Below are 15,372 nucleotides of genomic sequence, written 5' to 3' on the forward strand. Positions count from 1 at the left end.
TCTGACGACCGGCATGACGTTGCCCAGCGCGCGCCGAGACTCTATACCATCCAACGCACAATCGAGGACGACATGAGCGTGGCTGAAAAATCCGAGAAGAAATCCGGCGGGCTTGGCGAGACCGTCAGCGTCATCGTCCAGGCGCTTTTGCTCGCCCTGGTCATTCGTACGCTTTTGTTCCAGCCTTTTTCGATCCCGTCGGGATCAATGCGGCCGACTCTTCTGGAAGGCGACTATCTGTTCGTCACCAAATGGTCCTACGGCTACTCACGCTACTCGCTGCCTTTTGGCCCAGACATTTTTTCGGGCCGCATCTGGGGCTCCGAGCCCAAGCGCGGCGACGTGGCCGTGTTCAAGTTCCCGCCTGATCCGTCTGTCGACTACATCAAGCGCGTTGTCGGTCTGCCGGGCGACAAGATCCAGGTCAAGGACGGCCAATTGTTCATCAATGGCGTCGGCGTGCCTCGCGTGAAAACCGGCCAGATCGATAATCCCGACATCACCGAGGAATCGCGCCCTATCGATGTCTATCGCGAGACCTTGCCCAACGGCGTCAGCTACGACACGCTCGACTTGAATTCGAACTCGATTGGCGACAACACGCGCGAATTCGACGTGCCGCCTGGCCATTATTTCATGATGGGCGACAACAGGGACAATTCCGCCGACAGCCGTTTCACCGTCGGCTACGTTCCCGAGGAAAATCTGGTTGGCCGCGCCAACCTTGTCTTCTTCTCGATCGCCGGCAAGGCGAGCCCACTCGAAATCTGGAAATGGCCGTCGCTGATGCGCGCTTCGCGCCTGTTCCACTTCGTCAATTGATGGCTCTGAAGCGCCCGACAGGCGAAATGCTGGCCGGTGTGGTCAAGGCCAAGACCGGCCATGTCTTTCAAGACGTCCGCTTGCTTGAGACCGCTTTGACGCATTCCAGTGCGGTCAAGGCGGCCAGCAACAACCAGCGTCTCGAATTCCTTGGCGACCGCGTGCTTGGGCTTATCGTCGCCGATATGCTTTTCGAAAAGTTTCCTGACGCGCCGGAAGGTGAAATCGCGCCACGCTTCAATGCGCTGGTGGATGCGCGGACATGCTCCGAGATCGGCATCGAAATGCAGCTCGAGGATCTGGTTCGGGCCGACGCTGCGTTGAAGATGCGGTCGCGTGGCTCGGGCGGAAACTATCTGGCGGATGCGGTCGAAGCGCTGATCGCGGCGGTTTATGTTGACGGCGGCATCGACGCCGCACGGCGGTTTGTCCTGCGTTACTGGGAACCGCGCTCGCGCACCGTCGTGGCAAAGCCGCTCAATCCGAAGTCCGATTTGCAGGAATGGATTGCGAAGACCAGCGATGCGCGCCCCGAATATGTGATCGAAAAGCGCGAAGGGCCTGACCACCAGCCCGTCTTCACTGTGTCCTTGCAGGTTCGCGGCTTTGCGCCGATAAGCGGCACCGGCGGCTCCCGCAGGGTTGCCGAGGAAGCGGCGGCTTCGGCATTTCTTCTGCGCGAAGGCGTTTGGGCCACCGCACCGGCCCAAAAATCGGACTCGATTTTTGGAAAGCACGATGCGTAGTTTCAAAGTTCCAGAGTGTCCTTTGCGCGTCCAAGAGGATGCGCGGCGCTCTAATGAAGGGAGCGCGGCATGACCGCCACCGAAGAGCCGGCAGCGGAAGCTGCCCCCACGCATTCCGGCTTCGTCGCGCTGATCGGTGCGCCCAATGCGGGCAAGTCAACGCTGGTCAACCAGCTGGTCGGCGCCAAGGTGTCGATCGTCACGCACAAGGTGCAGACGACGCGCGCCATCGTGCGCGGCATCGCCACGCACGACAATGCGCAGATCGTTTTCGTCGACACGCCCGGCATCTTCAAGCCGAAGCGGAGGCTCGACACGGCAATGGTGACCACCGCCTGGGGCGGGGCCAAGGACGCCGATATCGTGCTGCTTTTGATCGATGCGGAGCGCGGCATCAGGGGTGACGCCGACGCTATCCTCGAACGGCTGAAGGATGTGCGCCAGCCGATGGTTTTGATCCTCAACAAGGTCGACCGGGTCAAGCACGAAGCACTGCTCGCTTTGTCGGCGGCAGCGAACGAAAGGGTGCCGTTCAAGCGCACCTTCATGGTTTCGGCGCTGACTGGTTCCGGCTGCAAGGACGTGCTCGATTATCTGGCTGAGGCTCTGCCGCCCGGCCCATGGTACTATCCGGAAGATCAGATCTCCGACCTGCCGATGCGCCAGCTCGCGGCCGAGATCACCCGCGAGAAGCTCTATCTCAGGCTGCATCAGGAACTGCCCTATTCCTCGCATATCGAGACCGAGAAATGGGAAGAGAAGCCGGATGGCTCGGTGCGCATCGACCAGACCATCTATGTCGAACGCGACAGCCAGAAGAAGATCGTGCTCGGCCACAAGGGCGAGACCATCCGCGCCATCGGCCAGGCGGCGCGCATGGAGATAGCAGGCATCCTCGAACAGAAGGTGCACCTGTTCCTGTTCGTCAAGGTGCGCGAGAACTGGGGCGACGACCCCGAGCGCTACCGCGAGATGGGGCTCGAGTTTCCGCGCTAGGATCAATGGACAGCAAGCCGAACATCGACATAGCGCTTGTCAGCCGATTGATCGCCACGCAGTTTCCCCGCTGGAAGGACCTTGCGGTCAGGCCGGTTGCATCAGGCGGCTGGGACAACAGAACCTTCCATCTGGGCGACGAGAGGACCGTGCGGCTGCCGAGCGCCGCGGCCTATTCCCTGCAAGTGGAAAAGGAGCATCGCTGGCTGCCGAGGCTGGCACCGCTGCTGCCGCTGCCGATCCCGGTGCCGCTGGCGATGGGGGTTCCGGCCGAAAATTATCCCTGGCATTGGTCCGTCTACCGCTGGATCGAAGGCGAGACCGCAAAGCGCGAGCGTATCGCCAGCCTGCCACGATTCGCGACCGACCTTGCCACGTTCCTGGTCGCCTTGCAGCGGACCGATGCCACCGACGGACCGGCGCCGGGACAGCACAATTTCTTTCGCGGCGGACCACTCGGCGTCTACGATGGCGAGGCCCGGCAAGCGATTGCCGTCCTCGACGGCAAGATCGATACGGACGCAGCCAGTGCGGTGTGGGAGGCAGCACTTGCCGCACCATGGCACGGTGCGCCGGTCTGGTTCCACGGTGACGTCAGTTGGGGAAACCTGCTGGTCAGGCAAGGGCGGTTGAGCGCGGTGATCGACTTCGGAACCTCGGGCGTCGGCGATCCCGCCTGCGATCTGGCGATTGCGTGGACGCTGTTTGAAGGCAAAAGCCGGGAAGCGTTTCGCGCCGGCCTCACCGCAGACGAGGCGATGTGGGCGCGGGGTCGTGGTTGGACGCTGTGGAAGGCGCTGATCACGGTCGCCGGGCAGATAGACGTCAACCCGGTCGAGGTTGAAAAATCCCGTCATGTGATCGACGAAGTGCTTGCCGATCACGCGCAGCGGGCGTGATCGCCAAATGATTAAGCCGCTCTCGCCCACCAGATCCAAATCCTGTCGCCGAACCATCCGCCATCGCATGACGCGACCAAGGACATTCTGACCGAAGCGATGCTTTCCCGGACCTATGCGTGCCGATCCGCCTGATCGAGGCGGGGACCACATCGCCTGCGTCGTTCAGGTCGACTGAGAGGCGTCACGGAGGAATCGTCTTCAACGGTTGCTCACAATCAGCAACACGACAGCGCTCCAGTGAGTTTCGATCGCCTTGGAAGAGGCAGACAGGCTTGGCAGGCCTCACCCCGCGTTTCGCCTCAACGACAGCGTGCGATTGGCGGTTGGACGTCATCCGGCGATGGGCAGGGCCGGCAGGAATCAGTTCATTTTCGGGGAAAACCGGGTGGATATTTCGCATCTTGACCGTCATGGTAGAAAAATGATGCGTTTAAAGTATAGTTTGCCGCGAAAGTATATGGATATATATATTGAATATATGACGATGTTCCGATTGTGCCATTCGCCATATGCATAAGTGTTATTTGTGCAACACAACATTAATCTGTCTAGATAATTGGTGTTATTTCAGAAATCGTCATTGAAGGCAGAAGATCGATGGGTATGTTCGCCCTCGAAAAGGGGACGCGGTGCGAGCCTTTTTCGTTGTGGGGGTGAGGCGGGAAAACATTGCCGCCAGCCACAAATCCGAAGCCATTTAAAACTTTGACTGGAGAGGTCAGAAAATGAACATCAAGAGCCTCCTTCTCGGCTCAGCCGCGGCACTGATCGCGGTCAGCGGCGCACGCGCGGCTGACGCTGTCGTCGTCGCCGAACCGGAACCGGCCGAATACGTCAAGATCTGCGACGTCTACGGCGCCGGCTACTTCTACATCCCGGGCACCGAGACCTGCCTGCGCATCGGCGGCTACATCCGCTACGACGCCAGCTTCGGCGACGGCAATCGCGTGCTGGACGGCACCAAGGCCATCGATTCCCAGGATGGCGGCATCAACGACACCTGGAACAAGAACGCGCGCTTCACGCTGAAGACCTGGACCGGCCAGGAAACCGAACTCGGCACGTTGAAGACCTACACCGAGACGCGCTTCAACTTCGGCAGCGTAACCACGGCCAAGGGAGCCGATGGCTTCGCGATCGACAGCGAAGCCGGCAACAAGGCTGCCGATCTGCATTTCGCCTGGATCCAGCTTGGCGGGCTGCGCGTCGGTAAGGACGAGACGGCCTATGACTCCTTCATCGGCTATGCCGGCAACGTCGTCCAGGACACGATCATTCCTTACGGCCTCAAGGACACCAACCTGATCAGCTACTACTTCGACGCCGGTAACGGCTTCTCGGCGGTGGCCTCGCTTGAAGAAGGTTCGGGCGCCGAGACCATCGACAGCTACGTTCCGCACGTCGTGGGCGGTGTGAAGTACAAGGGCGACTGGGGCGCGATCACTGCGGTCGGCGCTTACAACAGCAACTGGGAAGAATGGGCCGGCAAGGCTCGCCTCGACATCAAGGCGACCTCGGACCTGACCCTGTTCGCCATGGTGGGCTACGGCACCGACGACAACAAGGCGACGAACTTCTACAAGCCGTGGACCGGCAACTTCGCCGTCTGGGGCGGCGGCACCTACACCGTCAACAAGAAGGTCCAGCTCAACGCCCAGGTCTCCTACACTGACTTCCAGGACTTCGCGGTTGCCGCGAACGTCGCCTACACCATCGTCCCCGGCTACACGATCACGGCCGAAGTCGATTACTTCAAAAATTTCGACGACAAGTTCGAGGATGGCGTCGGCGGCATCGTTCGCTTCCAGCGCTCGTTCTGACGGATCGACTGACCTTACCAGACCGCCCGCAGCACGTCGCTGCGGGCGGCTTTTTGTATGCTGATGCGAGGTGACGGCCTGCCGGGCGCCAAACCCAACCCTTGATTTTGCCATCCAACCGGTGAAAAGCTTTGGGGATGGAATGGCGCGACGAGGGAATCATTCTCGGCACCCGCAAGCATGGCGAAACCAGCGCCATTCTCGAGGTGATGACGCGCGCGCATGGCCGTCATCTCGGCCTTGTTCGTGGCGGCCGTTCGCGCAAGCAGCAGCCTGTCCTCCAACCCGGCAATCGCGTCGACCTGTTGTGGCGGGCGCGGCTTGACGAGCATCTCGGTACGTTCCAGGCCGAGGCGATCGAGATGAACGCGGCCCGGCTGATGGACAGCGCCGTCGCCGTCTATGGACTGCAGACCATGGCCGCGCATCTGCGCCTGTTGCCCGAGCGCGACGCCCATGAAGGTCTCTACGAAACGCTTGCCGTGATGATCGTCCATCTCGACGATGCCGACGCCGCCGGCGAACTGGTGGCGCGCTTCGAGCTTCTGGTGCTGGACGAACTCGGCTTTGGCCTCGATCTCAGTCAATGCGCCGCCACCGGAACGCGGCAGGACCTGGCCTATGTCTCGCCAAAATCGGGTCGTGCGGTATCGCGCGAAGCAGGTTTGCCATGGCGCGACAAGATGCTGGCTCTGCCGGCCTTCCTGCAGCGCGGCTCCGGCCTGCGCGCGGATCCGGCGGCGGTCGACGACGCCTTCCGGCTGACCGGCTTCTTCTTCACCCGTCACGTCTATGAGCCGCGCGGCATCGAGCCGCCTGACGCTCGCGCCGGCTTCCTTGCCGCCTTGCGCAAGCACCACGCGCGCGGCAAGACCATAGCCGGAGAGGATGCCGCATGAGTGAGGTCGAACTTCACCCAGGCCAGGTCTCGCCTCTCGGCCTCGGCACCATTCCGCATTGGCGACTCTGCAAGGGACGAAAACCCGCTAAGAGTAATTCCGATTGTAAGTCGAGTTCGTGAGCATGTCGGTGTTAGGGTGCATATCCGCGACCATGCTGTTTAGTTGTCGTGCAAATTCTTCCAAGCCTAACCCGTCTATCATGGCGGCTACTTCTGACATTTCGTTTCTTGTCCGCTCAATCGAGCTGAAAGTGCAGTCTCGTGCAGAGCGATCAATTCGATCCGCCAATAAAGACAGCTGCTCAGAAATTTCCCGCAGACGCGCTGCCCGGGCGCTCAGTGCCTCACTGATTTTCTGTTTTTTCATGACGCCACAAGACCACTAATGGTTAAGTCGGACAACATCTTCTTCCACATTGGCCGTGTCGGAGGCGACGTTGAAGGATGCCGGCGGCAAGCTGCTGGCTTTCGGCACCGAAACATGCTCGATCTTTCCGGCCGCCAATCTGGCGGCGCGTTGAGTTTTCTAACCGTGAATTTTCTGGCCGTTTGGCCGCCGCATTTGAATGTCAGTGAGACTGAACGTCAGTGAAAACCGGCCTGGTTTGGGGGAACCGCCATGTTTGAAAGCCTGATCGGGCTTGTCGCCATCATCGCCTTGTTCGTCATCATTTCGCGCCAGCAGAGCCGCATCGGCCTTGTCGAGCGCGAACTTGGCGCGCTGCGCAGCCTTGTCCTTTCCGGCGCCGTGCCGCCCACGGCCAAGCCGTTCGAACAGCTCGTCGATGTGGCGCCAGCCGTTGCGGCAGCGGCCGATGTCGCCCCGCCAGCGGTGAGCGAGCCGGTCACCGCGCAGGCACCAGCCACGGAAACGGAAGACTTAACCGGCGAGGTCGTGTCCGGGCCGTGGGCTGCCGCAGAATCGTCCCCGAAGGCAGCGAACCCTGCGGAGGCTCCCGCAGCGGCGAAAGCCGCCCGCCAGTCCGATGTCGAAACCGCGCTCGGCACCCGCTGGGCGGTCTGGGTCGGCGGCATCGCACTGGCGCTGGGCGGCCTGTTCCTGATCCGCTACACCATCGAGGCCGGCATTTTCGGCCCCGGCGTGCGACTAACCATGGCTGCGGTTCTCGGCCTGATACTGGTCGCCGGCGGCGAGTTCATCCGCCGCACCGGCTTCAAAGTGCCGGTGCAAGGCGCCGCCGGTGCCTATATTCCGGCAATCCTGATGGCAGCCGGTGCCTTCATCCTGTTCGGCACCGTCTATGCCGCGCATGGCATTTACGGCTTCATCGGCCCGGCGCTCGCCTTCACGCTGCTCGGCGCCATCGGCGTGGCGACGATCGCGGCCGCCCTTGTCCATGGCCAGGCGCTGGCCGGCATCGGCCTCGTCGGCGCCATGGTGACGCCGGTGCTGATTGCCTCGCAGGCACCCAATCCCTGGGCGCTGTTCGGCTATCTCGCGATCGTGCTCGCCGCCACCGGCGTCATCGCCCGCATGCGCGACTGGAAGTCGCTGATGGCGGCGGCCTTTTTCGGCACCGGGGTCTGGACCATCCTCTACATGACCGATGCGCCGGGGGCGAACCTCTCCGCCATCCTGTTCATCGACGCCGTCACGCTGGCCGTGCTCGCCCTTGTCTGGCTCGCTCGCCGTGGCGATGAGACCGGGCCAGCCAGGATTTTCGACTGGCCCTCCATTGTACCTGGCCTATTCGTCGCATTTTCGGCGCTGGGCCTGTCGGTCGACCCGACCTTTGCCGCCGCCGGCTACGCCTTGCCGGGCGCCGTGATCCTCGTCGCAATGGTGGCCGTCGCGCTCTATCGACGGCTGGCACTGCCGCTCCTCTATGCGGCCGGACTGGTCACGGTGCTGATCTATCTCGGCATCATCCCGCCGACCTCGATCGCTTCCGATTTTGCGGGCGGTGCCCTAGGCGTCGACGGACTGCCTGTGGCCACGTCCAATGCGCTGACATTGCGCATCGGCATCGTACTTGGTCTGGTCTTCATCGGCGCCGGCTTCTGGGCTGCCCGCAGGTTCGCCGCCGGGACGCAGATCCGCGCGGCCTCATGGGCAGCGTGGGGCGTCATCGTGCCGCTGGTCATCCTGCTGGCACTCTGGTTCACCTTCGGCAATCTCGACCGTGACCTTGTCTACGCCGCCGTCGCGGCACTGCTGGTCGCCGTTTTCGCTGCCGGCGGCGAGTGGATCGCGCGGGCCGAAGAGCCGCCGCTCAAAGGTGGCGTTGCAGTGTCGTTTGCCCTCGGCGGTGCGGCGATCGCCGGCCTGCTGCTGATGCATATGGCTTTCGATTCCGGCTGGACCACCATCCTGCTCGGTGCGGCGGCCATCGTGCCGGCGCTGGCCACGCGCTGGCGCTCCTATCCGGTGCTCGGCTGGATTTCGGTTGGCGCGGTGATCGCGGTGCTTGGCCGCGTCGCCTTCGACCCGACCATCGTCGGCGCCGAGTTCCTGTCGACGACACCGGTCTTCAACTGGCTGCTGCCGGGCTACGGCGTACCGGCGCTGGCCTTCGGCTTTGCCGCCTGGCAACTCGCCCGCACCACCAATGGTCGGCCACGCCTCGCCATGGAAGCGGCGGCGGCGCTGTTTGCGCTGCTCACGCTCGCCATGCTGGTGCGCCATGCCATGCATGGCGGCGTCATCGACACGGGTGCCATGACGCTCGCTGAACAGGCGATCTACACGCTGATCGCCATCGGCGCCGGTGCCATCCTGGTCGCCATCGACATGCGCTCGCCCAGCTCGGTGCTGCACTATGGTTCGATGGCCGCCGGTGTGGCCTCGGTCGCCTTCATCGTCATCCGGCATTTCGTGGTGCTGAATCCGCTGTTGTCAGACGAATCGACAGGCCGGATCCCGGTGTTCAACCTGTTGTTCCTCGCCTATCTCCTGCCGGCGGTCGCCGTTGGCGGGTTAGCGCTCTATACGAGGGACAAGCGGCCAAAATGGTATGCGCAGATGCTGGCCGTGGTGGCTGCCGTGCTTGCCTTCGCCTATGCCACGCTGTCGGTGAGGCGCCTGTTCAAGGGCGAGTTCATCGGCTTGTGGAGCGGCCTCGGTCAGTTGGAAACCTACACTTACTCGGCACTCTGGCTGATCATCGGTGTGGTCCTGCTCACCGCCGGCGTCTGGCTGAAATCGCAGGTGCTGCGCATCGCTTCGGCCGCGCTGATCGCGATCGCCGTGCTGAAGGTCTTCATCTTCGACATGTCGGAGCTGGAAGGCGTACTGCGGGCGCTGTCGTTCATCGGCCTCGGCGCCGTGCTGATCGGTATTGGCCTATTCTACCAGCGGCTTTTGACGCGGGCGGCGAAAGAGACTTGAGGGTTTGGAGTGTCAGAATACTCAAAATGGAATATTTGAATATTCCACAGGAGATATTCGAAATGCCGCTTTATATCCGTGATGACAAGGTGGACGCGCTCGCGACGCAACTGCAGCGCGAGACCAATGCCTCAAGCAAAACGGAAGCGGTGCGGATCGCGCTTCTGCACGAGCTTGAGCGCAACCGCGCCCGCAAACCACTGCGCGAGAGGATTGCCGTTTTCCAGGCCCAGGCAGCTGCGCTGGGGCCGTCCGATCCCAATTTCAACATGAAGGCGTTCATGGACGAGGCGTGGGAAGACTGATGTTCGTTGATGCACCGGTGATCGTTGCGGTTTTCGGCAAAGAGCGATAGCCGGGAATAAACCGGCATTAGCCATCGTTATCTCATTGCTTGGGTGACCGGAGCGGCGGACCGCTTCGCGCTGGCCGCTTGCGCCGCGCCCGGAAGGCGCGTTCAATCGGGATCAACCTCGAAAACCAGCGGTCATGGACGAAAAGAAGGCAGCAATCCTTGGCGAAATACCGCGCCTGCGCCGCTACGCACGCTCGCTTTTGCGCGACCGCGACGCTGCCGACGATCTCGTTCAGGACTGCCTCGAGCGGGCGCTTGTGCGGCTCGACAACTGGCAGACAGGAGAAAGCCCCCGGAGGTGGCTGTTTACGATCATGCATCATTTGTTCATCGACCAGATGCGCAAGGTGAACCGCCGCGGCGAGGCGGCGATGTTGCCGCTGGAGGCGGGCGAGGCCGTTGCCCGGCCGGCCGAGCAGGTGGAGAGCATTGCCTCGCGCGAGATCATCGACGCATTGCAGGCGATCAGCCCCGACCGTCGCGCAGCCCTTGTCATGGTTGCCATCGAAGGTTTTTCCTATGCCGAAGCGGCCAACATTCTGGGCGTGCCTGCGGGCACGCTGATGTCGCGCATTGCGCGCGGGCGTGAGGAATTGCGCGGGTTGCTGGACGACACGGCGCGTCGCCGCGCCATAAGGATCGTCGAGAAATGATCCGCCGCGACTTTTCCGAACGTGACATCCACATGGCGCTCGACGGCGAGCTGCCCAGCGACGAGCGCGCCGCTTACGATGCCTGGCTCGACGCCAATCCCGAGATGAAGGCCAAGGGCGCCCGCTTCACTGCCGACCGGACAGCCTTGCGGGCCGCCTTCGCCGGCGTGCTGGACGAAGCCGTCCCGGCGCGGTTGCGCAAGGGCGTGCTCGGCGAGACGCCGGTCAAGGCAGCTGTGCCACGCTCACGCTGGTGGCTTGCCGCTGCTGCTGCCGTGCTTCTGGTCGCCGGTGGGCTTGGTGGCTACCTTGCCGGCGTCGACGGCATCGGGCGGGAGGACCCGGCGGAAGATCGGCTGGCCGAGCAGGCAATCGCGGCCCATGTCATCTATGCCGCCGAAAAGCGGCATGCGGTCGAAGTGCCGGCCAGCGACAAGGATCATCTGCAGACCTGGCTGTCCAACCGGGTAGGGCTGAAGCTGGTGGCGCCCGACCTGACCGCGAACGGTTTCCAACTGGTCGGCGGCCGGTTGCTTCCGGCCGGCGAGAGCAAGGCCGCGATGCTGCTCTACGAGGACGACAAGGGCGAGCGTATATCCCTGTTCGTCACGGCGGAATCGGCGGAGAATGCCAAGGGCACCTATGCATCGACGCAGGACGGTCCCCGGGCCGTCTATTGGCTGGACAAGGGTTATGGCTGCGCCGTCGTCGGCTCGCTGCCGCGCGAGCAATTGGCCGTCGTGGCAAAGAGCGCCTATGGCCAGCTTCTGGCCGGTCTGGCCAGTTGAAAGGTGCCGCTTTTGGTGGTGACGCCAGTCTGTAAATAGCGATCCTGTTCAAAGCGTTTTGTATCGCCCGGGCTGCTGCCGAATCTGTCACAATTCGGCCCTATTCAAGGTGCGATAGCGCTTTGTGGCCATCAGTATTTCGGCTGATGTCCTGAACGTTTTTCAGTAGGGCATTTCCCACCACCAATCGAGGTTTTCTCAACCCGCATGCCTGCCGAGATCCGCACGGCCCGCGCGTCTGACGTCGATGATCTCGCCGCCATCGAGAAAGCTGTATTTTCGAGCGACCGGATTTCCCGCCGCTCCTTCCGCCTGTTCATCGAGCGTGAAACCGCCGAGACCCTGGTCGCCGAAGTCGATGGCCGCGTGGCCGGCTATGCGATCGTGCTGTTTCGCAAGGGCAGCGGCGTGGCGCGCCTCTACTCGATTGCGACCGGTCCGTTTTTCGGTGGGCTGGGTGTTGGCCGCATGCTGCTCGGATCCGCGGAAGATGCCGCCTTCGAGCATGACCGCATGATGCTGCGTCTCGAGGTGCGCGAGGACAACAGCCGCGCGATCCGCATCTACGAACAGGCCGGCTATCGCAAGATCGGTCGTGAACCCGGCTACTATGAGGATGGCGGGACAGCACTTCGCTACGAAAAGACCTTGCGCGGCGACATTCCGATCGCCACCAAGGTGCCGTTCTATCAGCAGACCTGCGAATTCACCTGCGGTCCGTGCTGCCTGATGATGGCGATGGCCAATTTCGACCGCGGCTTCGTGCCGGATCCGGTCATGGAAATCCGTCTGTGGCGTGAAGCGACGACCGTGTTCATGATGTCGGGTCCTGGCGGATGCGAACCGTTCGGTCTTGCTGTCTCGGGGTACGAAAGCGGGCTTGCGGCGGAGGTCTACGTTTCCTTCTACGGCGCGTTGTTCCTGCAGTCGGTGCGCAGCGAGGACAAGCGCCGGGTGATGGAACTCGCCCAGGTCGACTTTCGCCGGCGCGCGGAACTTTACGGCATCCCGGTGAATTACCGTCCGTTCACCATCGATGATATCAGGGCTGCGATCGCTGGGGGAAAACTGGTGCTGGTGCTGATCAGCGGCTTCCTGATGTTCGGCAAGAAGGTGCCGCACTGGGTGCTGGCGATCGGCGACGACGGCGACCATATCCTGATCCACGACCCCTGGGTCGAGGACGAAAGGCAGGAGACCATCCTTGATGCCGCCAACATTCCCGTGCCTTACGGCATCTTCATGAATATGGCGCAGTTCGGCCGCGACGGACTGCGTGCCGCCATCACTCTGGGAAAGCGCTGATAACAATGACCTGGGTTATTCTTACAGGCAGGCAGAGCGATCTCGACCAGGTGGCGACACCACACAAGATCATCACCAATCGCGACTATCTCGCGCATCCGTCGCTGTTTCGCGGCCAGCGGCCGAAGGTCATCAACCTGTCCAACAATTACGGCTACCAGAGCCGCGGCTACTATGCCTCGCTGCTGGCAAGCTCGCGTGGCCACAAGGTGATCCCGACCGTCGAGACGATGATCGACCTGTCGGAGCGCAAGCTCTATGAGCACGCGCTGCCGGAACTGGAACTGGCGCTCAACAAATGCCGCAAGGATCTTGGCGGCGCCTTTCCGCAAAAGGTCTGCATCTTCTTCGGCATCGGCCCGTCGAAAATCTGGGACCGTTTCGCCAAGCTGCTGTTCGACTGGTTCCGCGCACCGGCGCTCGAAGTCCACATCAAGGACAGCGCCGAATGGGCCTCGATCCGCAAGATCGGCTTCCATCCGCTGGCGCGTATGACCGAGGACGAAGAGAAAAGCTTCATCCAGTGCCTGGAGACCTACACCAACCGCGAGTGGCGCGACACCAAGGGCCGCACGCCGGCACGCTACACCTTCGCCACGCTGGTCGATCCGCATGAGGAATTGCCGCCGTCGGAGATCTCGTCGCTGCGCTACTGGGCCAAGATCGCCGAGAAGATGGGCGTCGAAATCGAGCCGATCACCAAGCGGGACCTGGCCAAGCTTGCCAATTACGACGCGCTGTTCATCCGCGAGACCACCTCGATCTCCAATCACACCTATCGTTTCGCGCGCCGCGCCCAGCAGGAAGGCATGCCGGTCATCGACGATCCGCTGTCGATGATCCGCTGCACCAACAAGGTCTATCTCAACGAGCTGATGGCCTACAACAAGGTCCCGGTGCCGCCGACGGTGATGATCGCCGGCACCTCGGATCTCGAACTGGCGGCGCAGACCCTGGGCTTTCCGCTGGTGCTGAAGATCCCGGATTCGTCGTTCTCGCGCGGCGTCAAGAAATGCGCCAATTTCGCGGAACTGAAGACGCTCGCCACCGAATGGCTGGAGGATTCCGACCTTCTGATCGCGCAAAAATTCATTCCGACCGAATATGACTGGCGCGTCGGCGTGCTCGGCGGCCAGCCATTGTTTGCCGTGCACTATCTGATGGCCAAGAAGCACTGGCAGATCGTCAACCACAAGGCCAACGGCAAGCCCGACCAGGGCGGCATCAAGACCTTCACGCTGAAGGAAACCCCGGCTCATGTCGTCGAGACGGCTGTGAAGGCGGCGCGCTGCATCGGTGACGGGCTCTATGGCGTCGACCTCAAGGAGACCAAGGACGGCGTCTTCGTCATCGAGGTGAATGACAATCCCAACCTCGACCATGGTTGGGAGGATTCCGGCGAGAAGGACGAGGTCTGGGTGCGGCTCACGCAGTGGTTCCTGGAGCGGCTGGACCGGCCGGGGCGGTAATTTGATCGGGGTAAAAGATGCTGTTCATCGTGATCGAGGATTTTACCGGCTGCGATCGCAAGGAGATCTACCGCCGCTTTCGCGACCGGGGTCGCTTGAAGCCGGACGAGCTTCTCGTGCACCACAGCTGGATCGCGGCGGACATGAGCCGCTGCTTCCTGCTGGTGGAGGCCGATGACGTCACGCTGCTACAGCGTTGGATCATCGAATGGGCGGATCTTGTGGAATTCGAGATCGTTCCCGTGGCGACAAGCAAGGACATGGTAGAGGCATTGAGCGGTCACCTCTGACCACCTGTCAGGTCAACGGAGCGCGCGCGAATTCACTGCGCGCCGGCATTCGTCGATCAGCCAATCGCGAAACGCCGCCACGACATCGCGCCTCACGCTGCGCTCCGGGATCGTCAGGCAATAGGGCTGGCGCAGCTCCAGCGCGCGGGTGACGGGCCGGACCAACCTACCGTCTTCCACCGCCGTGGCGCAGTAGATCCCTTGCGCCAACGCCACGCCCAATCCCGAAATGGCAAGGTCGAGTGCTGCCCGCGATGAGTTGGCCGAGAGGCCGCGCTGGGCTGCCCGACCGAGCGCGATGCCGGCCGCCTCGAACCAGTTGTGCCAGGACGGAAAGGACGCACCGGTCGGTCCCCAGCCGGTGTGGATGAGCGGCAGGCTGGCGAGGCCTTCGGGTTTGATCGTATCGGCCAGCCCGGGCGCACACACGGGATAGACTGCGTCCTGGACGATGTCCTCGGTCGGGTGCTCGCGATAATGCGGGCCATAAGTGAGCCTGATGTCGATCAGCTCACGGTCGAACGGCACCGGGTCGTCGTCGCCTCTGAGCGATATGTCGACGGCGCCATGGCTTGCGACAAAACCGGCGAGACGCTGCGAAAGCCAACCCATGGCCATGGATGGCGGTACCGATACCACCAGACGCGGGCGGAATGCATCGCCGCCCAGCTCGCGCGAGACGCTGCCGATCTCCTGGAACGCCATGGTCAGCCTGGGCAGCATCTCGACGCCGGCCTCGGTGAGGACGACGCGCCGGTTGACGCGGTGGAACAGCTTGCGGCCCATCTGCTCCTCGACGGCGCGGATGAGCTGGCTGACGGCGGCGGCCGAGACCGAAAGCTCTTCCGCCGCCGCAACAAAACTGCCCGTTCGCGCCGCAGCCTCGAAGGCCTGAAGTCCTTTGAGAGATGGAAGTGTGACCATGACCACCAGATAGATAAGCTTAGCTTATCTAAATTGCAGAAATCGTCGTTTT

General features: G+C 62.4%; 16 protein-coding genes. 14 read left to right on the forward strand and 2 right to left on the reverse strand.

Annotated elements, in window-relative coordinates; all coding sequences use genetic code 11:
- The first annotated feature begins 72 nt into the window (after positions 1–72).
- From lepB to recO, 6 genes are all read left to right on the forward strand, one after another.
- Positions 73–822, forward strand: coding sequence for a signal peptidase I (gene lepB, locus ACFOJ9_RS10840; RefSeq protein ID WP_109663347.1), 750 nt, complete (start codon positions 73–75; stop codon positions 820–822).
- On the forward strand, positions 822–1,568 hold the full coding sequence (gene rnc / locus ACFOJ9_RS10845; protein ID WP_378987710.1) for a ribonuclease III: 747 nt from the start codon (positions 822–824) through the stop codon (positions 1,566–1,568). Before lepB ends, rnc begins: the two co-directional genes overlap by 1 nt.
- 69 nt (positions 1,569–1,637) lie before the next feature.
- Positions 1,638–2,564 carry a GTPase Era gene (era, locus tag ACFOJ9_RS10850; RefSeq protein WP_378978870.1) on the forward strand — a complete coding sequence of 309 codons (927 nt, stop codon included), beginning with the start codon at positions 1,638–1,640 and terminating at the stop codon, positions 2,562–2,564.
- Positions 2,565–2,569: 5 nt separating this feature from the next.
- Complete coding sequence (locus tag ACFOJ9_RS10855) at positions 2,570–3,463, forward strand: aminoglycoside phosphotransferase family protein (RefSeq protein ID WP_378978871.1); 894 nt, start codon at positions 2,570–2,572, stop codon at positions 3,461–3,463.
- 728 nt (positions 3,464–4,191) lie between these two features.
- A complete protein-coding gene (locus ACFOJ9_RS10860; RefSeq protein ID WP_378978872.1) occupies positions 4,192–5,286 on the forward strand; it encodes a porin in 1,095 nt (364 codons plus the stop codon).
- Positions 5,287–5,423: 137 nt separating this feature from the next.
- Positions 5,424–6,185 (forward strand): DNA repair protein RecO, encoded by a 762-nt coding sequence (gene recO, locus ACFOJ9_RS10865; RefSeq protein ID WP_378978873.1) that lies wholly within the window; start codon positions 5,424–5,426, stop codon positions 6,183–6,185.
- An 87-nt stretch (positions 6,186–6,272) separates the two neighbouring features.
- On the opposite strand, the gene ACFOJ9_RS10870 is transcribed toward recO, so the two are convergent.
- Positions 6,273–6,554: a hypothetical protein gene (locus ACFOJ9_RS10870; protein ID WP_378978874.1), complete on the reverse strand. Its 282-nt coding sequence runs from the start codon at positions 6,552–6,554 to the stop codon at positions 6,273–6,275.
- Between the two features lie 18 nt (positions 6,555–6,572).
- Here ACFOJ9_RS10870 and ACFOJ9_RS10875 point away from each other — a divergent pair, with 18 nt between their 5' ends.
- From ACFOJ9_RS10875 to ACFOJ9_RS10910, 8 genes are all read left to right on the forward strand, one after another.
- Positions 6,573–6,779 carry a hypothetical protein gene (locus tag ACFOJ9_RS10875; RefSeq protein WP_378978875.1) on the forward strand — a complete coding sequence of 69 codons (207 nt, stop codon included), beginning with the start codon at positions 6,573–6,575 and terminating at the stop codon, positions 6,777–6,779.
- Between the two features lie 27 nt (positions 6,780–6,806).
- Positions 6,807–9,536, forward strand: a complete 2,730-nt coding sequence (locus tag ACFOJ9_RS10880; RefSeq protein ID WP_378978876.1) for a DUF2339 domain-containing protein — start codon at positions 6,807–6,809, stop codon at positions 9,534–9,536.
- Positions 9,537–9,598: 62 nt separating this feature from the next.
- Positions 9,599–9,841 (forward strand): type II toxin-antitoxin system VapB family antitoxin, encoded by a 243-nt coding sequence (locus tag ACFOJ9_RS10885; RefSeq protein ID WP_136621223.1) that lies wholly within the window; start codon positions 9,599–9,601, stop codon positions 9,839–9,841.
- 184 nt (positions 9,842–10,025) lie between these two features.
- A complete protein-coding gene (locus ACFOJ9_RS10890; protein ID WP_378978877.1) occupies positions 10,026–10,544 on the forward strand; it encodes a sigma-70 family RNA polymerase sigma factor in 519 nt (172 codons plus the stop codon).
- Entirely contained in the window at positions 10,541–11,332 is a 792-nt protein-coding gene (locus ACFOJ9_RS10895; protein WP_378978878.1) for an anti-sigma factor family protein, read from the forward strand. Before ACFOJ9_RS10890 ends, ACFOJ9_RS10895 begins: the two co-directional genes overlap by 4 nt.
- A gap of 207 nt (positions 11,333–11,539) precedes the next feature.
- Positions 11,540–12,637 (forward strand): peptidase C39 family protein, encoded by a 1,098-nt coding sequence (locus ACFOJ9_RS10900; protein WP_378978879.1) that lies wholly within the window; start codon positions 11,540–11,542, stop codon positions 12,635–12,637.
- A gap of 5 nt (positions 12,638–12,642) precedes the next feature.
- Positions 12,643–14,106, forward strand: a complete 1,464-nt coding sequence (locus tag ACFOJ9_RS10905) for a RimK family protein (protein ID WP_378978880.1) — start codon at positions 12,643–12,645, stop codon at positions 14,104–14,106.
- Positions 14,107–14,123: 17 nt separating this feature from the next.
- Entirely contained in the window at positions 14,124–14,396 is a 273-nt protein-coding gene (locus ACFOJ9_RS10910) for a DUF3303 domain-containing protein (RefSeq protein ID WP_378978881.1), read from the forward strand.
- 12 nt (positions 14,397–14,408) lie between these two features.
- Here ACFOJ9_RS10910 and ACFOJ9_RS10915 read toward each other — a convergent pair whose 3' ends face one another.
- Positions 14,409–15,320 (reverse strand): LysR substrate-binding domain-containing protein, encoded by a 912-nt coding sequence (locus ACFOJ9_RS10915; protein ID WP_378978882.1) that lies wholly within the window; start codon positions 15,318–15,320, stop codon positions 14,409–14,411.
- Between the last annotated feature and the right edge of the window lie 52 nt (positions 15,321–15,372).

This window comes from Mesorhizobium cantuariense (assembly GCF_042647205.1).
Lineage (GTDB): Bacteria > Pseudomonadota > Alphaproteobacteria > Rhizobiales > Rhizobiaceae > Mesorhizobium > Mesorhizobium cantuariense.